15 protein-coding genes are annotated in these 18,340 nt (G+C 50.0%); 6 read left to right on the plus strand and 9 right to left on the minus strand.

Annotation, left to right across the window (positions count from 1 at the left end; genetic code table 11):
- Positions 1–3: 3 nt before the first annotated feature.
- Complete coding sequence (locus Q0Y46_RS04440; protein WP_297945373.1) at positions 4–2,268, minus strand: TonB-dependent receptor plug domain-containing protein; 2,265 nt, start codon at positions 2,266–2,268, stop codon at positions 4–6.
- A gap of 126 nt (positions 2,269–2,394) precedes the next feature.
- Here Q0Y46_RS04440 and Q0Y46_RS04445 point away from each other — a divergent pair, with 126 nt between their 5' ends.
- From Q0Y46_RS04445 to Q0Y46_RS04465, 5 genes are read left to right on the plus strand one after another with little or no spacing between them, the layout of a single operon-like run.
- Positions 2,395–4,209: an ABC transporter ATP-binding protein gene (locus tag Q0Y46_RS04445; RefSeq protein ID WP_297945376.1), complete on the plus strand. Its 1,815-nt coding sequence runs from the start codon at positions 2,395–2,397 to the stop codon at positions 4,207–4,209.
- Positions 4,210–5,958: an ABC transporter ATP-binding protein gene (locus Q0Y46_RS04450; RefSeq protein WP_297945379.1), complete on the plus strand. Its 1,749-nt coding sequence runs from the start codon at positions 4,210–4,212 to the stop codon at positions 5,956–5,958.
- Positions 5,958–7,289, plus strand: coding sequence for an MATE family efflux transporter (locus Q0Y46_RS04455; protein ID WP_297945382.1), 1,332 nt, complete (start codon positions 5,958–5,960; stop codon positions 7,287–7,289). Before Q0Y46_RS04450 ends, Q0Y46_RS04455 begins: the two co-directional genes overlap by 1 nt.
- A 33-nt stretch (positions 7,290–7,322) precedes the next feature.
- Positions 7,323–8,207: a DMT family transporter gene (locus tag Q0Y46_RS04460; protein ID WP_297945385.1), complete on the plus strand. Its 885-nt coding sequence runs from the start codon at positions 7,323–7,325 to the stop codon at positions 8,205–8,207.
- A 24-nt stretch (positions 8,208–8,231) separates the two neighbouring features.
- Positions 8,232–8,993: a hypothetical protein gene (locus tag Q0Y46_RS04465; RefSeq protein ID WP_295680516.1), complete on the plus strand. Its 762-nt coding sequence runs from the start codon at positions 8,232–8,234 to the stop codon at positions 8,991–8,993.
- Here the strand turns inward: Q0Y46_RS04465 and Q0Y46_RS04470 are convergent.
- Both Q0Y46_RS04470 and Q0Y46_RS04475 read right to left on the minus strand, forming a co-directional pair.
- Positions 8,990–9,589 (minus strand): class I SAM-dependent methyltransferase, encoded by a 600-nt coding sequence (locus tag Q0Y46_RS04470; protein WP_295680515.1) that lies wholly within the window; start codon positions 9,587–9,589, stop codon positions 8,990–8,992. The two genes, Q0Y46_RS04465 and Q0Y46_RS04470, sit on opposite strands and share 4 nt — an antisense overlap.
- Positions 9,590–9,597: 8 nt before the next feature.
- Entirely contained in the window at positions 9,598–10,629 is a 1,032-nt protein-coding gene (locus Q0Y46_RS04475) for an alpha/beta hydrolase (RefSeq protein WP_297945388.1), read from the minus strand.
- Between the two features lie 19 nt (positions 10,630–10,648).
- Here Q0Y46_RS04475 and Q0Y46_RS04480 point away from each other — a divergent pair, with 19 nt between their 5' ends.
- Positions 10,649–10,810 carry a hypothetical protein gene (locus Q0Y46_RS04480; RefSeq protein ID WP_297945391.1) on the plus strand — a complete coding sequence of 54 codons (162 nt, stop codon included), beginning with the start codon at positions 10,649–10,651 and terminating at the stop codon, positions 10,808–10,810.
- Between the two features lie 47 nt (positions 10,811–10,857).
- On the opposite strand, the gene Q0Y46_RS04485 is transcribed toward Q0Y46_RS04480, so the two are convergent.
- The 6 genes from Q0Y46_RS04485 to Q0Y46_RS04510 all read right to left on the minus strand — a co-directional run bounded on the left by Q0Y46_RS04485 (position 10,858) and on the right by Q0Y46_RS04510 (position 18,338).
- Positions 10,858–12,330 carry an ABC transporter ATP-binding protein gene (locus Q0Y46_RS04485; protein ID WP_297945393.1) on the minus strand — a complete coding sequence of 491 codons (1,473 nt, stop codon included), beginning with the start codon at positions 12,328–12,330 and terminating at the stop codon, positions 10,858–10,860.
- Position 12,331: 1 nt separating this feature from the next.
- On the minus strand, positions 12,332–13,060 hold the full coding sequence (locus Q0Y46_RS04490; RefSeq protein ID WP_297945396.1) for an energy-coupling factor transporter transmembrane component T: 729 nt from the start codon (positions 13,058–13,060) through the stop codon (positions 12,332–12,334).
- A gap of 49 nt (positions 13,061–13,109) precedes the next feature.
- Positions 13,110–13,721, minus strand: a complete 612-nt coding sequence (locus Q0Y46_RS04495; RefSeq protein WP_297945399.1) for an MptD family putative ECF transporter S component — start codon at positions 13,719–13,721, stop codon at positions 13,110–13,112.
- 138 nt (positions 13,722–13,859) lie between these two features.
- Positions 13,860–14,987 carry a hypothetical protein gene (locus Q0Y46_RS04500; RefSeq protein ID WP_297945401.1) on the minus strand — a complete coding sequence of 376 codons (1,128 nt, stop codon included), beginning with the start codon at positions 14,985–14,987 and terminating at the stop codon, positions 13,860–13,862.
- A 235-nt stretch (positions 14,988–15,222) separates the two neighbouring features.
- On the minus strand, positions 15,223–18,054 hold the full coding sequence (gene feoB / locus Q0Y46_RS04505; protein WP_297945402.1) for a ferrous iron transport protein B: 2,832 nt from the start codon (positions 18,052–18,054) through the stop codon (positions 15,223–15,225).
- Positions 18,054–18,338 (minus strand): FeoA family protein, encoded by a 285-nt coding sequence (locus tag Q0Y46_RS04510; RefSeq protein ID WP_088637399.1) that lies wholly within the window; start codon positions 18,336–18,338, stop codon positions 18,054–18,056. Before Q0Y46_RS04510 ends, feoB begins: the two co-directional genes overlap by 1 nt.
- Positions 18,339–18,340: the final 2 nt, after the last annotated feature.

Below are 18,340 nucleotides of genomic sequence, written 5' to 3' on the forward strand. Positions count from 1 at the left end.
TGTTTATAGTGTAAACTTGATTTTGGTAGCAAAGGCACGACCGGGTTTGGATTCGCCATACTTGTCGTAAACGAGTTTATCCATAAAGTTGCGCACTTCGAAATTCCACGAGAGCTTATTTGCAAGAATCGAATATTCTACACCTAAATCTTGCGAGAAGGAACTTGGAATAGTTCGGTCCTGTTTTTTGGATACTTTCCAGGAGTAGTAATATTCATCGGTGTAGTTTGCAAGCCAATAAAGTTTGAAGAAGTCATCGCGGAAAAGCAAGTCGCCAATATGGAATTCTGCACCGAAGTTCATATAGAATGTGGGAATATTCGGTACCGTCAGTCCCTCTGCAATCCCATAAGCCAAGTCCGCCTCGCGGCTTTCAGCATCTTGCTTGGTGAGATTGTAAGAAAGCGAAATGTATTCGTTCACATCGATTGCGGCATCGATTTCAAAGCCAGTTGTCTTTGTTCCCACACTATTATAATACGGGCGCGGAACGGCGGCATAATTATTCCAATAAATACGGTCGTCCATAAGCATGTAGAACCAGTTGAATTCCAAATGCAGTTTCAAGAGCAATGGAATCTGTCGCAAGTCAAGTTCAGTACCCGCTGTAAAGTTATCGGATTTTTCAGGTTTCAGGTTCGGAGCGCACTGTACGTACATTCCGTCGCCAAAGATTTCTTCGCGAGTCGGGAACCGCAAGCTGTGCTGATAACCGCCCTTGACAGCAAACTGTTCGACAACCGACAAATCGTCAATCATTTTAATGCGCAAATTTTCACTGTAACCGAAATCCTTGTTTTCGGCATAGTCATCTGTCAGCTGCTGTATACGTTTTTCGCCGTCGTCGTCAGCCTTGATGGAGTAGTAATATCCCTTGACACCCGCCACATTCTGGATTCGTTCATTCCAGAAGTTGTTTTCGAGAGAAAGCCCCGTTACAACGGAATGGCTGTGCCCGGGGAATCCAGCGCTATTGAGCGTCTGGCCTTTAGCGGCGCGCTTGTCTTCCGGATCTTGCGATTCGTAGCGGTAAAGGCCGCTCCAGGTGAGAATGTGATTTTGCGTGAACGTGTAGTCAAAATTCCAGGGAGCTACAATCGTCTGGTTTTCGCGTTCGATATGCGACGCCCCACCCATAGAAATTTCGCCAAAAGCGGTATTCGCTTCGCGAACATTCTCTTTGTCCCAGCCGTAGTAATAAGTATGGCTCGTATCGATGACAGCCTCTTTACCGAAGGCGTAGCTGAACGAAAGCGCGGCCGAAAGCCCCTTGACAAACAAATTCGCCTTTTCGAGAGAAAGGTTCACGCCGTACGATTGCGCGTTGGCGTTCGCCTCTTCGATGCGGTGGGAATTCGACTGAATTTCTTTATCCATTACGTTGTAAATTACGCCAAGGGTCATGCGGTCAAAAAAGAACCTTTCGAACGAGACATACGGCAGCACATTGTAACTGTAATAGCGATCATGATCACGCGTTACGGTCGTATCCATGTAGGGCGTGGTGAATTCGTAATCATTGTCGGAGTAATTGAAGTAGGCCGAAATACCCGTGGCTACGGAACGGTTCTTGAGCGAATCGACCACCCATACATACTTTGCGTCGAGCGAGGCCTTATGCGTGTTGAAACTCCCGAAGCTGTAAGAGCCCGTAATGGAACTCTTGGGCAAGTCATGCGTCACGATATTGATGACGCCGCCCATGCCGTCTGTCGCGAAACGCTCAGGCACATAACTCTTGTAAATCTCAATGCGGTCGATTTTATCAATCGGAATATCGTTGACAGAGAAATTCCCGTTGCCGTTATCGACAGGCACACCATCGACAAGTACCTTCACGTTCTTGCCTTCCATGCCACGGATGTTGATCTTGCTTTCGCTGCCCATGCCGCCCGACTGGCGGATTTTCACGCCAGAAGAACGATTTGTGGCGTCTGCGATTGTGGCGCTGGATCCCTGCAGTTCCGTAGCGTCCATCACCTTGACCGATTCGGCCTTCGTTTTCTTGTCAACAGGAGCCGCTTCGTTGATTCCTTCACCTTCAACGCCCATTTCATCAAGAACGGTTACGTCCGCATTCTTCGTCGGTGAATTTTTCACCGGAGCGCTTTCGTCAGCAGTAGGTTCCTCGGCAAAAACATCATCAAAATTTGTAATCTCTTCGTCGGAATTAACCCCTGCCGATTCCTGCGCTCGCGTTGCAACCGCCGCGATAGCAATCAAAACAAAGACAATGGTTATCAGTTTGTATATAAAAAAGCGTTTCATCGGCCCCAAATTGAGAAAATGGGGAAAAAAACATCTACTCCAAAAGGTTTAATGGAAATCCGTTTGGAGTAGAAAAAAAAGTTGATTTTTCCAAAATTTGGTTTAGCCCATTTTGGGAGGAAAATAATGAAAAAGAAATCTCTGCTCTCTTGGATTTTCCTGTTTGCCAAAAACAAGAAAAAATATTACTTCGCAAGCATTTTCTTTGCGCTTTTGCGCGTTGCTTGCGGAATTGCCCCTTACATCATTATCGCAAACATCGTGCGCGAACTGCTTTCGGGCGTGCGCGACTGGGATGTTTACCTTAAAGAATGCCTGATTATTGCGGCATTCTGGTTCGGGAATGTCCTGTTCCACAGCATTTCGACGACGCTTTCGCACGTAGCGACGTTCAACGTTCTCGGTAACATCCGCAAGGACCTTTGCGACAAGCTATCGCGTGTGCCGCTGGGTTCTGTTCTCGACATGCCCTCGGGCGCGCTCAAGAACATCCTGGTAGAACGCATCGACAGCATGGAAACGACGCTTGCGCACGTGGTTCCGGAATTTACCTCGAACCTGATTCTCCCTGTGCTCATGTTCGTCTACCTTTTCCATATCGATTGGCGCATGGGGCTTACCTCACTTGGAACGCTCCCGATCGGTATGGTCGCCATGGCCGTCATGTTTGCCGGAGCGCAAAAGTGGTTCGACAATTCTATCCAGAAAACGAAGGCGTTGAACGACACCGCGGTTGAATACATTAACGGCATCGAAGTCATCAAGGCGTTTGGCAAGTCAAAGTCTTCTTATGACAAGTTTGTAGTAGCCGCAAAAGAAGGGAGCGACTGTTTTGTCGAATGGATGCGCAATTGCATTTGGCCGCACGCCCTTGCCATTACGGTCGCTCCTGCCACGCTATTGACGGTGTTGCCGTTTGGCGGTTACTTCTATTACAACGGTTCCATTACGGCAGTGGATTTTATCACCGTCATCATCATCTCGGTAAGTATCATGATGCCGCTCCTCACCATCATGAGTTACAGCGACGACATCAGCAAGGCGGGCGTCATTTTCGGCGAAGTCGGCTCTGTGCTCGAAATGAAGGAACTTGCACGCCCCGCGACGGACAAGCGTAAACCCGCCGACAATTCCATCACGTTGAAAGACGTGCGCTTTAGCTACCATGCTTCGACTTCGCTCAGCACAGGCAAGGACAAGGTCCCTGAGCTTGCCGAAGGGCCTAGCAATGAAAAAAGCAAGGAGATTCTCCACGGCATCAACATGGTTCTCCCCGAAGGGAGCTTTACCGCATTCGTGGGCCCGAGTGGCTCGGGCAAATCGACAATCGCCCGCCTTATTGCCTCACTTTGGGACGTTGACAGCGGCGATATCGAAATCGGCGGCATAAACATCAGAGACCTTTCACTCGAAGAATACAACCGCCGTGTCGCCTACGTTTCGCAGGATAACTTCCTGTTCGACATGTCTGTCCGCGAAAACATTCGGCTCGGGCGGCCTTCGGCATCGGATGCCGAAGTCGAAGAGGTGGCGCGCCAAAGCGGCTGCTACGAATTTATCATGAGTCTCGAAAACGGGTTCGACACGGTTGTCGGCGGCTCGGGCGCCCACCTCTCCGGTGGCGAGCGCCAGCGCATCGCCATCGCCCGCGCCATGATGAAAAACGCCCCCATCGTCATTCTCGACGAAGCGACCGCCTATACCGACCCCGAAAACGAAGCCATTATCCAGAAATCCGTAGCAAAACTCGTGCAAGGCAAGACGCTCATCGTGATTGCCCACCGTCTTTCTACCGTCAAGGACGCCGACAAGCTCTACGTCATCAAGGACGGCAACATCGACAGCTGCGGCACACACCAGGAACTGCTCGAAAAGGGCGGTCTATACAAGTCCATGTGGCAAGCCCACATCAGTGCCAAGGATTCCGAGGAGGATGCATAAATGTTCGATACACTCATTAAATTCTTCAATTTCTGCAACGCGGAAAACCGCCACAAATTCTACGGCTCTATCGTTGTGGGGATTTTCAATTCCTTCTTCATGGCACTCCGCATCGGTGCCATGGCCGTCATGCTGCAGGGCGTCATTCGCCATGTGCAGGGAATCGCGCCGTTTACCATGGACACCGTCTGGCTTTCGCTTGGAATCATGGTAGCAAGCCTTATCGGAGCAACCGTCACCAAGCGCATCATGAGCATGTGGCAAACCGAGGGCGGTTACCGCACTTGCGCCTCCAAGCGCATCGAAATCGCCGAACACCTGCGTTACCTGCCCATGGGCTACTTCAACAAGAACAGCCTCGGCTACATCACCTCCGTCACCACCAACACCATGGAACAGCTTGGCGATGTGGCTACCCGCGTTGTCATGATGGTCACGCAGGGCATTCTCGACACCGTCCTCATCATCGTGATGATCGCCTTCTTCGATTGGCGAATTGCGATTGTCGCAACCATCGGCTTTGCGATTTTCCAGTTCATCAACACGCTCATGCGCATGAACGTCCGCGCCGTTTCTCACGAAAAAGTGGAATCCGACAGCAAGGTAGTCGAAAAGGTTCTCGAATACATCCAAGGAATTGCAGAAGTCAAGGCCTACAACATGACCGGCAAGCGTTCCAAGGAACTGAACGAAATCATTGACAGGAACACCAGCGCCAATATCGGCATGGAACTCAAATGCGTCCCGCTTTCGAACTTGCAGACTTTTGTCGCCAAGCTCACGGGCGTTGCCATCATGATGTTCTCGATTCATTTCTACCTGAACGGCACCATGGAACTTGCCAACTGCGCCGTCATGCTAGTGTGCTCCTTTATGCTCTTTGCGGCCCTGGAACTGGGCGGTAGCTACGCGGCACTCCTCCGTGCCGTCGACATTTCGGTCAACCGCGCAAACGATATCTTGAACAAGCCCACCATGGACATCGATGGCGAAGAAATTGCCCCCGCCAATCACGACATCAAGGCAAGCGGAGTCGATTTCGCCTATGAAAAGCGCAGAATTATCGACAACGTGACACTCCACATTCCCGAAAAAACAACTACAGCCATTGTGGGCCCGAGCGGTTCGGGAAAAACGACGCTCTGCCATTTGCTCTCTCGTTTCTGGGATGTCAACTTCGGTGTCGTGACTTTGGGAGGCCGCTGCGTGCAAGATTACAGCATGGACAGCCTCATGAAGAATTTCAGTTTCGTATTCCAGAACGTGTATCTGTTCCGCGATACGATAGAAAACAACATCAAGTTCGGGAATCCGAGCGCCACGCACGAGCAAGTCGTAGAAGCCGCCAAGAAGGCCTGCTGCCACGACTTTATTGAAAAGCTCCCCGACGGTTATAATACGGTCATCGGCGAAGGCGGCGCAAGCCTCAGCGGCGGTGAACGCCAGCGCATCTCGATTGCACGCGCCATCATGAAGGATTCCCCGGTCATCATTCTGGACGAAGCGACCGCGAACGTGGACCCCGAAAACGAGCGCGACTTGATGCTTGCTATTCAGGAACTCACCAAGGAAAAGACGGTCATCATGATTGCACACCGCCTCAAGACCGTGCGCCACGCCGACCAGATTGTCGTCTTGGACAAGGGCCGCATCGTGGAGCAAGGCAAGCACGAAGAACTCGTGAAGAACGGCGGAATCTACGCCCGATTCATTGATTCCCGCCGCGAAGCCGTCAGCTGGAAGCTGTAATGCAGATTCAACTTTCGGACCACTTCACTTACGGGAGGCTTCTTCGCTTCGTCTTTCCGTCTATCTTGACAATGTTTTTCACCACCATCTACAGCATTGTCGATGCCGCATTTGTCTCGAACTTTGTCGGAAAGACTTCTTTTGCTGCCGTAAACCTCGTCATGCCGGTCCTTATGCTTATTGCCGCTCCCGGCGTGATGATGGGGGCAGGCGGCAGCGCACTGGTCGCAAAATTCCTCGGCGAGGGCGATAACGAAAAAGCGAACAAGGCGTTTTCAACAATCGTGTATGCGACAATCGCTTACGGAATTACCGCAAGTATCACGGCATCCTATTTTATGGAAGGATTAGCCGCATTTCTGGGTGCCGACGGCGAGTTCCTTTCGCAGGCGACCCGTTACGGGCGCATTGCTGCCCTTGGCGGAATCGCCTTCGTGTTGCAGCATCTCTTTTACTGTTTCATGATTGTAGCAGAAAAGCCTAAGCTGGGTTTTGCGCTTACTGTTTTAGCGGGCATCACAAACATTGTTCTGGATCTGTTGTTCATTGTCGTTTTGGAATGGGGCATTTCCGGAGCGGCCTTGGCGACCGTTATCGGTCAGTCCGTCGGAGGATTCACCCCATTCGTATTTTTCCTATTGCGAAACAAGACTCCTCTCCGAATCGTAAAACCCGTTTTCGATGGCCGCACGTTGTCAAAAGCCATGTCGAACGGAGTTTCCGAGCTAGTCACAAACATCGCCATGTCCATCGTAAGCATGCTCTACAATTTCCAGCTCATCAGAATTGCCGGAGATACGGGCGTTGCCGCATACGGGGCTATCATGTATGTAAGCTACATTTTTTCGACATTCTTTACGGGCTATTCGTTTGGACGTGCTCCCATCATAAGCTACCATTACGGAGCCCGCAACACAAGCGAACTCAAAAATCTATTCCGTATGGATTGCGTGATTGTTGCGGTTGCGGGTATCGTGCTCACGGCCTCGTCAGAAGCGTTGGCATTACCTTTGGCAAAAATTTTTGGCGGCTACGATCCAAATTTATTCGAAATGATTCGCCACGGCATCGTCATCTATTCATTCGCCTACTTGCTGATGGGCGCGAACTACGCAGGTTCCTCTTTCTTTACGGCCCTGAACAACGGCCTGGTTTCGGCTCTCATATCGTTCTTGCGGACATTCGTTTTCGAAATCATCGCCGTGCTTGCGCTCCCCATTTTCTTCGGGCTTGACGGCATCTGGAGTGCGTGCGCTGTCGCCGAAATCGCCTCGTTTGCGGTTACTGCAATCTGCGTCGTGGCCTTCCGTAAAAAATATGGCTACTGTTGATTTAATATTCATGCAAAATTCTACATTTAAATCATGGACAAGAATGTCATTGCGATTGGTTACGCGATAGCGGCGGCCGCATTTTATGCACTGAATGTTCCCTGCTCCAAAATGCTGCTGGCCCACATTTCGCCCGTATTCATGGCTGGGCTACTCTATATTGGAGCGGGGCTCGGCATTGGCTTCCTCTACCTGTTCCATGTTAGGCGCGAGTCCCAATCGGAACGGCTCTGCAAAAAAGATTTTCCCTACACGCTTGGCATGGTCCTGCTCGACATTGTCGCCCCCATACTGCTCATGTTCGGCGTCAAGTACGGAACATCCAGTAATGCATCGCTGCTCGGGAACTTCGAAATCGTCGCGACAACGTTGATTGCGCTATTCATCTTTAGAGAAAAGGTGTCTACGCGTTTGTGGATTGCGATTTTATTCATAACGACATCCAGTTTCATCCTCTCGTTCGAAAATGCCGACGGATTCAACTTTTCGATCGGCTCCATCTTCGTTCTCGGAGCGACCATCTGCTGGGGGCTAGAAAACAACTGCACCCGCAAAATTTCGGACAAAAGCACATACCAGATTGTGACCATAAAAGGCCTCTGTTCCGGAATCGGTTCCATCGTCGTTTCGATTACCACAGGCGAAATGCATTTTGCCGTAAAATACATCCCGCTCGCCCTGCTGCTCGGCTTTGTGGCTTACGGCCTAAGCATTTTCACCTACATCCGCGCGCAAAAATACCTGGGAGCCGCAAAGACCAGCGCCTTTTACGCATTCGCGCCCTTTATCGGCGTCCTGTTTTCTGTCGTGCTCCTGAACGAAAAAATCACGCTACAGAACACCATAGCATTCCTAGTCATGATTATCGGAACGATATTCGTCGTTTACGATACACTTGACCGTTCGCACTTTATGTAAATTATGAAAAAAGGTAAAATAAATATGCAGAAACATAAAATACTATTCGCCTGCGCCATGCTGTTCCTTGCCGCTTGTGGCGACGAATCTTCTAGCGCAAGCAACGAAGATACAGAAAAGGTCTTCAATTCGAGCTCTTCAGATTCCGACGATGAAATATCGTCAAGCAGCCTTAAGGAATCGTGTCCCAACAAGATTCTCTCGTCTTCTAGCGGAGCTCAAATAGATCCGACGACACTTTTCGAGACACGCGTCCCGCAAAAAGCCGTCCATTTATGTACATCGCAAGACGGTCTTAGCACTGAACATTATTATGATCAACATGACTGGATTTGTTCTTTCCTCTACGCCGACAAAAGCGGCTTTGTCTATGTGCAGGGTTCTCCTACAGATTGCGAAGGTATTTGGTGGCCAAACCCGGTCATTACAGCGGATACTGCTATCTTATACGTCAACAAAAAGTACATCCCTTTAACCGACTTGACATACGAATGGGGCGGGAATCATCATAGCGACCGATTCCGCTTTACATACGACGGAAAGGTCTACGAATATCACCATTCTTCCATTGGAGCTGCATATCGCCCCTGTCAAGAAATGGACTGCATGCGGGTTTATAAGTCGGATGGCGAGACACTTATCGAAGATGGATGTGGCACAGATGAAGAAGACGTCTGCAAGATAAGGACATTGCCCGTCGTTTGCCGCTTTGCCGATGAAAATGGTGAATTTGGTGACTTCACCGACACATTTAAACCATGTGGCGGTGACAACCGAGAATTTTAATTTTTAATGCACTCCACATAGACCAAATCTATTCGGCCTTCGATAACGCGGTCCATCTTGATGGACCAGCCGTTAGATTCCAAGAAGGCCTTAAATTCATTCGCAGTCCATTCGTGCGCAAAGCGGATGCCTATAAGGTTCAGTATTTTTTTCCACAAGTTTTTCATGCCACTTACATTTAATAAGTAATTCGGGGCAATCAGCAATCCATCATCCTTTAAAACACGGCGGATTTCCGCCAGCGCCTTTTCTGGATTCGGGATAATATGAAGCGCATTTGCGATGACTACGACATCGAAAGAATTGTCCTCGAACCGTAACGAAGTCGCATCAGCCACCTCAAAGCTCAAATTTTCGGGATTCTTCGCCTTGAGTGCCGTTTCGATCATCTTAGGGGCCAAATCAGTCGCCACTACAGACTTTGCAGCAGGCGCAATATGCCGGGCAATCATTCCAGGGCCGGTCGCAAGTTCAAGCACTACCTTCCCCTTGGCAACTTCACCGATACGCTCGTACAGATAACTGTAGATATTCTTCTGCACGCGCATGGAAAATTCGTAAACAGGCGCGAAAAAGTTCCAAATATTCTTACTCATAGCAACCTCTACTGAGGCGCAATATAGTAATACGCAACTACAACATTTTTGCGTGCTACGGCATTATCAAGGAATTCGAACATTGTGCGGTAAGCGTAATCGCGAACATCCTTACGAGAAAGGAATAAATCGTGCATTCCGTCTTCAACAGTCACCGTTCTGACATCGGGTCCTAACTTGGGAGCCCATTTTTCAAGAAGATTCACATCCAACATGCAGTCACAACGCATGTAGTCATCATCCCACTTGACTTTATCAATAGTGCAGCCGCTACGCATCATAAGGACGGGTGCCTTTATCTGCATTCCCGCATGGATCCACTTGATTCCCCTTTCTGTTGCACGGAGGTAACCGAAGTACTGCTGCGGCCATTCGTCGCTCTTTAATTCCGTATTGAATTCCCATTCACCTTTTTCTGTTTTCAAAAGAGACATATTGTACTTGGGAGATTCCTGTTTCGGTGCAGGCATATCGGGCATCAGGAGCGCAATATCCGAAAAAACTGGATAAGCTATATTGCGGACGAACCAGCTGTTTTTATAATCAAGGAAGGGACTATTCAAAACGAGCGCCGCAAAATCCTCGCTATTGCGCTCGTTCAGGTAATTCGGCATAATTAAGCCACCCTGGGAATGTCCGATAATAACAAATGGCAGCGTATTCGTCGATCCTGAATTATCTGCAGCAATTTTTTTGCTAAGCGCCACGGCAGCATCTAATTCGGCATAATATTCCTTGACGCTTCGCATATCGGAACGCGGGTCACCTTCGCGATACGAGCGACCATTATAATGTAAGTCAATCGCAAAGAACGCAAATCCCGCCGAATCCGATTTTTCAGCAAGCTCTTCTTGGAAGAAATAATCGTTATATCCATGCACGTACAGGATAATTCCACGTGGGCTGACAGCCTGATTTATTGAACGCGGAGAACTCCCGAAGGGGTATTCAATCAACGTCGAACGGAATACCTTGTCGTAAGGATTTACCTCTATCGGATAAATCTGATAAGGTGCGCCAAGTTCTGGGTCCACCGCCATCTGTGGCAAAGTTTTGTCAATGATTACTTGCAGCGTGGCCGCCGAAAGCGGTTTGCTGTACGCCTCATCGCGTTTCTTTTCTTTGCATGCAGCAAGGCAAGCAGTGGCTGAAGTGGCAGAAATTAATACGGCCAAAGCCGTGGCAGCGATTATTTTTAATTTGTTCATGCCAGAACAATAATAAAGCAGGCAAATTCGTTCTACTCCAAATAGGCCAAACGAAATCCGTTACGCATTCACCATCGTATCAATTAATTTTTCCCGATTGCCTTGCAACGTATACTGTTCAGCGATTTTTCCGTGTTCCAAGCGAATGATATTGCTACAGCAATTCAAGATGAATTCGGGATCATGTGTAATCACAAGAAGCGTTTTTCCGCTGGCAGCAAGTTTCTGGAGAGGTGCCGACACGGCTAGCATTTGCCTGTAGTCAAGACCGCTAGTGGGTTCATCGAACACGACAATATCGCGACCGCTAGAAACGCCACTGCCAATAGCGACACGCTGTTTTTGCCCACCCGAAAGAGCCATCGGATGTTCGTACGCATACTGTTCCAGGTTCAATCCAGCTAGAATTTCGAGAGCCGCTTTTTCATTTGGCGGGTCCATGCCCAGCAGGACTTCTTCGAGAACACTTTCGGTAAAAAGCTGGTGATTCACATCCTGCATAATCAAGTATGCGCCGTACTTGCGGACCTTGCGTTTTTGCCGCCATGCTCCACACAAACCGCACAGCACCTGCGCAAGTGTCGACTTCCCTGCCCCGTTATGGCCGATAAGGGCTGTAATTTGCCCCCGAGGGAGCGTAAGCGTCGGGATATCCAAAATGGGGAACTTGCGATTGTAGGCAAAATGCAAATCATAGAAGACGAGCAATTCTGAGGGAGATTGCTTCGCTGGATCCTTCGAACCTTCCGGCCCTTCGGCAAGCTCAGGGGCCTTATTCTTAAGTTGTTTCAAGTTCATGCAGCGCAATCCGAGGCTTGCCGCATATTCCGGGCCTTTCGCTTCGAGTTCCGCAGGAGTCCATTCGTGCGCAATACAGCCATCTTTTACATAGCAAATCCGATCTGCGATTTCGCGCAGGTAATGGATGCGGTGCTCTACGACAACTACGGTCTTTCCAGCTTTTTTCCAGCGGGCCACAATTTCAGCCAAATCCGCAACGCTTTTGAGGTCAAGATTTGCCGAGGGTTCGTCAAGTACGAAAATTTCGGGATCGGTCGCAGAGACCGAGGCGCAGGCGATTTTTTGCTTTTCTCCGCCAGAAAGGTGGAAGATATTTCGGCCCGCCAAATGTTCTATGTGGAATTCCTTCACGACGCGATTCACGCGTTCCCGGATATCTTCCGGATCCATTCCCAAGTTTTCGCAGCCAAAGGCGATTTCACTGTCGGTATCGATGTTGAAAAACTGCGAACGCGGATTTTGGAAAACGGAACCCACATATCGTGAAATTTCGGCGAGTGTCATATCGGCGGTATTCTTGTCGCCGAGCAATACGTCGCCCGCCATCGTTCCCGATTGATAAAGCGGAATAAGCCCGTTAATCAGCTTAGAAATTGTCGTCTTTCCGCAACCCGACTCCCCCGCCAATATCACACACTCCCCCGAACGGATTTCAAGGTTCAAATCCTTGATGACTGCATCGTACAAGGAATCAGTGTAGGAGAAGGAAACGTTTTTTAAGGAGATGTTCATTTTATGAGAAAAGAGCACTTATAATGTCTATAATGGATTGTTTCGCTCTGCTCGCAATGACAAAGCAGGTCGCAACAAAAATGCAATACACGAAGACAATCAAATCCTGCACATGGAAACCAATCGTCGCGACACAGGTGCGCTTTGTTTCGGGCGAAAGGCCGCGGGTCACCGCCGCAATCGAAAGTTCATCGGCGATTTTTGTAAGCGAGACAAGCAACGGAACCAAACGATATTCCAGAATCGAGAACGGGTTCGTTAGCGTACGCAAACTGAACAGCCGGATTCCACGCATCTGCATGGCATGCCCGATATCGCGAGCCTCGTCAAACAATGTCGGGAAAAAGCGAATCATCACCGTAAGGGGTATCGTCAATTTATTCGGCACATGCATCCGGGCCATTGCCACCAAGAACTCGTTTACCTTGGTCGTCTGCATGACATAGTAAAGCACAATGCCGATGGGCATCATGCGCGAAACAATCATCATCGTCGAAACACCCAAAGTGCCCACCCTCCCGACATCCATCGTCTTCAGGTGTTCAAATCCAAGTGCCGCCGTCAAATATACCGAAAAGAAAATAAGAACGAATCTCCACTTTCTTTCGAACAAAAGTAAAACCGCCGGAACGGCAAACATCAACGAACTATAAGCAATTGGAGCCGAAAGGATTACGCTATTCGCCACCACGGCTAAAAATAATTTTGTCCGCGGATCTAACGTAAACATAAATTCAGCCCTAGATTGCTTCGTCACTTCGTTCCTCGCAATGACAATTCTATGCAAGTCCGATGCGTTCAAAATGCTTTTTCATTACGCGGCGAGCCACAAGCCCACCCACGATTGCACCCAAAATGCCAAAGGCATAAATCGCAACCAGAGGCCATGGGCTTTGAGAAAGTTCCGCCAATTTTGCCACATAACCCGCATCGCACATAGTGCGCGTATATTCCAGGTATTCTTCGGTTGATGTCCAAAGAGGAAGCATCATCGAAGAAGACATGAAGCTCATCACGATATTTGCAGAGAACAGTCCCGCAAAAGATTTACCTATAAACTTGATGCATGAACCTGCAAGCAAACCGACAAGCAAGCTAATGGCAAGCATCAAAATGCCCTGTCCCATAACAAACATGGCCGTGCCGAAAAATCCGCAGAATATAAGACCGCAAAGAATAGAGCGTTCCACCTTCGAAAAGAACAGGAACAACGGAATACTTGTTACAAGAGCTATGCTACCTGTCGAAAAGACAATCAGCGCTGGAATGTAACCAATGCTCGAAGACAAGAACGAAAGTACAATGTATAGAGCAGCAAAAATGCCCACGTTCACCAGGTCGCGGACCAACGTATTCGAAGATTTCTTTCCCGTCGTTCTGATATTACTCATAAAAAACTCCAATTAAATTTACAGGGTTACAGAGCGTAACAAATAGAGTTTTTAAAGCAAATTTTTTCTACTCCAATTAGACAGAAAAAAGGACCGCAGCTTTCGCCACAGTCCCCTTCTGAGCACTTTATGAGATGATTAGAAACTAAACACAGATTCAACACCGAACTTGAGACCTGCATCATCGCCAGCGTCATCCCCAACCGGGATATCCACCATGGCAAAGCCAGTAACTTCAAGCCCTTCCACCGGAGTGAAGTACGCACGGACACCGACATCGAACGTCGAAACATCGTCATTCTTGTCAACAGTATTCGTGTGGTATTCCAGCGGGATTCCCAAGGCAAGCGCATCCATGACACTTACACCCGGTTCTGCGTAGGCAAAGAAGTATTCCGGAATTTCTTCGCCATGATCAGTCGGTTCGTCTTCGTCAAAGTAAGCGTAGAAGGCAGTGCCCTTCACGTTCACCTTGCCTATTTCGAGCGAGGGTTCAGCCAAGAAAGCGTGCGCCGCCTTCGGAGAATCTTCACCGAGGTAATCCGAATGCAGGCCATAGACGGCATGCAGGCCGAAAGCACCGAACTTCAGATTCGCATCGAGACCGGCGTGCAGCTCATTGTGTTTCGCTTCCTGATAGGACTTGTAGTCCACATAGGGGCGCAGCACATGTTCGCCGAGACCGAGTTCGTAAGCAAGGTGGGCATCGTAAGCAACGCCTACACATTCCTCTTCATCTTCTTCTCCGGTGCAAACCTGGTTGTCGTTATCACCACGACCAAAGCCGAGGCCGACAATCAAGCCATTGTAATCGACTTCAAAACCGCGGATATCGTGTTCTGTCATACCGGCAGCATTGTCAGCCGGATCATCATAACCGTAATAGTTCAGGAACGCGCCTTCCGAGAAGGTCAAGTCTCCGAACTTCACCGCAGCATTTTCGCCATGCGTGTACTGGATAAATGCTCCATTGTAAATGGCAGTGGGGTCAGTCGTCTCGCCATCGGCTTCAAGCTGCACCGATGCAGACCACTTTTCATTAAACTGGACATCTACATTAAAGTCAAAGGTCGATGCGTAACTATGGCTCTGTTTATCGTCGTTCAACACATCACCTGTATAGGCATCAAATTCTACTTCGCCAGAGAATTTGACTTCGGGGCCCTTAGATTCCGCAGCAGCAGATTCCTGAGCAAGCGCGGGCATTGCGAGGATTGCAGCGGCAGCAAGGCCGAACAAAAGATTAGACGACAAACGGTTTTTCATGATTTACTCCTTTGACGGATTTCTGTTTTTTGTCGTTTTTGTAACACTCCGTCTACTTTTTTACAGTTCATGTTACAAAAACGGTTGGCATTCACTTTTTCACTCATGATGATGCAAAATGCATGCCAATTTTTGTTCATTACATTTATTAGTCTAGTCTAACTTAAACTTTTTAATTAAGGGCTGGCAGGTTTCGGGCCTACCAGCCCTTAATGATTCTTGATTCTAAGAATGATTAATCTTCGAAGCGTTTTTCCTTGTTAGCCTTCATACCGAAGAGCTTGAGGAATATTCCCGTACCCACAAGAGCCACGATAGCAGCGACAATCCACTTGGTATCGCCTCCAACCGGCACCTGATAGAGAAGAACAGCCACAGCCCAGGCAAGAATTGTCTGCACGGTAGCCATGAGAACAGCGAGGCCGAGGCCGATTTCGCGGGCGACGACACCCATTGCGGCAAGGCAAGGCACATAGAGCAAGATGAAGATGAGGAATGCAAACACCTGCCAGTTGAATCCGTCCACAGGGTTCCCGTTCTTATCCGGGTTGTGGAAGTAAGAGCGGAGGTTGGCGTAGATGTCGGCGGTTTCGGAAAGGTCGCCTTCTTCGAGAGCGCCCATTTCGTCTTCGGAGAGTTCGAGGCCTGCGGCAGCGAGCTTTGCGAACACGGCTTCGCGGGTCTTCTCGTCCTCTTCTTCTTCGCCGAAGGTTTCGATGGCTGCATATTCTTCGCAGGTCAGCACCTTGGCGTCGGTAATCTTGTCAAGAGTTTCCTTCTTGAGTTCGGCGGCTTCCTGGCCTTCCAATTCGCCGGTGGTTCCGAGCGGGTCGGTGAGCGAGCCAAAGACTTCGGCGAGGTTAGCGGGAATCGAACCGAGGGCTTCGAGCACGGCCCCCTTGATGTCGGGAGCGCCGCCTTCTTCCTCTTCTTCGGCGGGGCATTCGTCGATGCCTACGATAAGCGGCTTTTCTTCTGGAACGGTCACTTCGGCAGGCTCAGTGACCTTGTTCGTGTCAGTAGCAGCAGAGTCAGGAGCAGCAACAGCAGAATCTGTGGTAGCGGCAACTTCACTGGATCCTTCGCTAGCTTCGGGGCGTTGCGGGGTGTCCCCGCTAGAAGGGGTAGCGGATGCCGCGTCAGTGGCAGGAGCGAGGGGAAGGCCTTCCCCTCCATCAACTCTTTCGTCTTTCGTCTCTCGTCTTTCGTCTTCATTCTCCCCCGCCATCGAATACAGCGAGTTCATGGTACCGATAACGGCTTCCTTGGCCAAGAGGCCCGTGAACAGAGACACAGAGGCCGGCCAGTTTTCCTTTTCGACACCGAACGGTTCGAACACCGGCGTAATGGCCTTACCGATTACAGAGAGCAAGCTGTTTTCGGAGTCACCGTTACCGGCTGTAAATTCAAATCCGGCGGGTTCATTGGTCGGAGCATTTTCATCAACAGCCTTCTCCACGATGCCAAAACTATTGAGGAAGCCGAGAACAGCAACCGCAAGCGTAATCACCTTACCGGCACGCCAAATGTAGTCACGCAGGCGCTGCCAGCAGTGAATCATCAGGGACTTGAACTTGGGCAAGTGATACGGCGGAAGTTCCATCACAAAGTTAGAGGCCTGACCCTGGAACAGGGACTTCTTCAAGAAGAGGCCGTAGGCAACGGCGAACAGCACACCGGCGAGGTAAAGCAGGAACACCACCGTGCCCGCCATCTTGCCAAAGAATGCGGCGGCAAACAGCGCGTACACCGGGAGGCGTGCGCCGCAACTCATGAACGGCACCAGGAAGACGGTAAGGAAGCGTTCACGCTTGGATTCCAGCACGCGAGAGCCCATAATGCCCGGCACGCCGCAACCGAAGCCCACCATCATCGGCACGAAGGCACGACCCGGGAGCCCGAGAAATCTCATGAAGCGGTCCGCGACGAAAGCCGCGCGGGCCATGTAACCCGAGTCTTCGAGGAACGAAAGACACAGGAACATGAAGAAGATGACCGGGATAAAGGTCGAAACCGTCTGGATACCGGCACCGATACCGTCGGCGAGAATAGCAGACACAAAGCCCGGCGCATGGAGGACATCCGTAAGCACGTAGCCGAGGCCATCCACAAAAATCGCACCGAACAACACATCAAAGAAATCAATGAATGCAGAACCGATGGTGACCGCAATCCAGAACACCAAATACATGATGACAAGGAAAATCGGGAGAGCGGCCCAACGGTTCAAAAGTACGGCGTCAAGCTTGTCCGAGAAAGTTTTCTTGGCACGCTTCTCCACAACAGCCTTCCCCGCCACTTCATGCGCAATGGAATAGCGGTTTTCGGCCATCGCGAACTCCGGCTCTTCGCCCAGAATCTTCACGACATCGGCCTTATGAAGCGTTACGCCCGCTTCGGCAAACTTGTCCGCATAACTCTTCTGGTTGCCCAAGTACATGAGCGAAACCCAACGGGCATCCGTCGCCAAGAGTTCTGCAACCGGAGCCACCTTCGGCTCCAAGACCTTCACAGCCTCTTCGACCTTATCGGCATAGGCAATCTGCTTCGGGACCGGCATCGGGGATGCAAGCACATGGCCCATCTGGCTGATAAAGTTGGTGACGCTCTTTTCGCTCACAGCAGAAAGCGGAATGCACGGTACGCCGTAGAAATCAGAAAGTTCATCGAGGTCCAGCTGGATTCCGCGATTTTCGGCGATGTCCATCATGTTGACGGCAATCACCATCGGAATCTTCATGTCGGCAAGCTGGCTCGTGAGGAACAGGTTACGTTCGAGGTTCGTTGCATCGACAATGTTGATAATCAGGCTCGCTTCGCGGCTGAGCAAGTAGTCGACAGCGGCGCGTTCGTCTTCGGCATTGGCGAACAAGGCGTAAGTACCCGGAAGGTCCACCAGGCGAATCTGGCGGTCACCCAGTTCAAAGTAGCCTTCCTTCTTTTCGACAGTCACACCAGGCCAGTTACCCACATGCTGACGGGCACCCGTAAGCGCGTTGAAGAGCGCCGTCTTACCGCAGTTCGGGTTACCGGCAATCGCAATCGTCAAAAGTTTTCTTGCGGCCATTATACCCTCCTCAGCTTAAGAACGTTTGCTTCTTCCTTGCGCAGCGAAAGCCTGTACGAAAGTACTGCCACCTCGATCGGGTCGCCGAGAGGGGCCGCCTGCAAGACTTCAATCTGGACGCCACGCACAAGCCCCATCGAAAGGAGCTTGGACTTGTAAGCGGAATCGCCTTCGTTATAGCCGACGATTTCCACCTTGTCGCCCTTTTTGAGTTCCGAGAATTTGGGCTCGGTACTCCACTTTTTTGTATGCGACTTACCGCCGCAACCACAATTACAGCTCATAT

Source organism: uncultured Fibrobacter sp., from assembly GCF_947305105.1.
Classification (GTDB): Bacteria; Fibrobacterota; Fibrobacteria; order Fibrobacterales; family Fibrobacteraceae; genus Fibrobacter.

Excerpts from the sequence above, each read along its gene's own strand:
- Q0Y46_RS04510 (WP_088637399.1), bottom strand. The coding sequence starts at position 18,338 with ATGAGCTGTAATTGTGGTTGCGGCGGTAAGTCGCATACAAAAAAGTGG.
- Q0Y46_RS04500 (WP_297945401.1), bottom strand. The coding sequence starts at position 14,987 with ATGAAAAACCGTTTGTCGTCTAATCTTTTGTTCGGCCTTGCTGCCGCT.
- Q0Y46_RS04485 (WP_297945393.1), bottom strand. The coding sequence starts at position 12,330 with ATGAACATCTCCTTAAAAAACGTTTCCTTCTCCTACACTGATTCCTTG.
- Q0Y46_RS04495 (WP_297945399.1), bottom strand. The coding sequence starts at position 13,721 with ATGAGTAATATCAGAACGACGGGAAAGAAATCTTCGAATACGTTGGTC.
- Q0Y46_RS04490 (WP_297945396.1), bottom strand. The coding sequence starts at position 13,060 with ATGTTTACGTTAGATCCGCGGACAAAATTATTTTTAGCCGTGGTGGCG.
- feoB (WP_297945402.1), bottom strand. The coding sequence starts at position 18,054 with ATGGCCGCAAGAAAACTTTTGACGATTGCGATTGCCGGTAACCCGAAC.
- Q0Y46_RS04480 (WP_297945391.1), top strand. The coding sequence starts at position 10,649 with ATGATTACTTGCAGCGTGGCCGCCGAAAGCGGTTTGCTGTACGCCTCA.
- Q0Y46_RS04460 (WP_297945385.1), top strand. The coding sequence starts at position 7,323 with ATGGACAAGAATGTCATTGCGATTGGTTACGCGATAGCGGCGGCCGCA.
- Q0Y46_RS04470 (WP_295680515.1), bottom strand. The coding sequence starts at position 9,589 with ATGAGTAAGAATATTTGGAACTTTTTCGCGCCTGTTTACGAATTTTCC.
- Q0Y46_RS04445 (WP_297945376.1), top strand. The coding sequence starts at position 2,395 with ATGAAAAAGAAATCTCTGCTCTCTTGGATTTTCCTGTTTGCCAAAAAC.
- Q0Y46_RS04455 (WP_297945382.1), top strand. The coding sequence starts at position 5,958 with ATGCAGATTCAACTTTCGGACCACTTCACTTACGGGAGGCTTCTTCGC.
- Q0Y46_RS04440 (WP_297945373.1), bottom strand. The coding sequence starts at position 2,268 with ATGAAACGCTTTTTTATATACAAACTGATAACCATTGTCTTTGTTTTG.
- Q0Y46_RS04475 (WP_297945388.1), bottom strand. The coding sequence starts at position 10,629 with ATGGCGGTGGACCCAGAACTTGGCGCACCTTATCAGATTTATCCGATA.
- Q0Y46_RS04465 (WP_295680516.1), top strand. The coding sequence starts at position 8,232 with ATGCAGAAACATAAAATACTATTCGCCTGCGCCATGCTGTTCCTTGCC.
- Q0Y46_RS04450 (WP_297945379.1), top strand. The coding sequence starts at position 4,210 with ATGTTCGATACACTCATTAAATTCTTCAATTTCTGCAACGCGGAAAAC.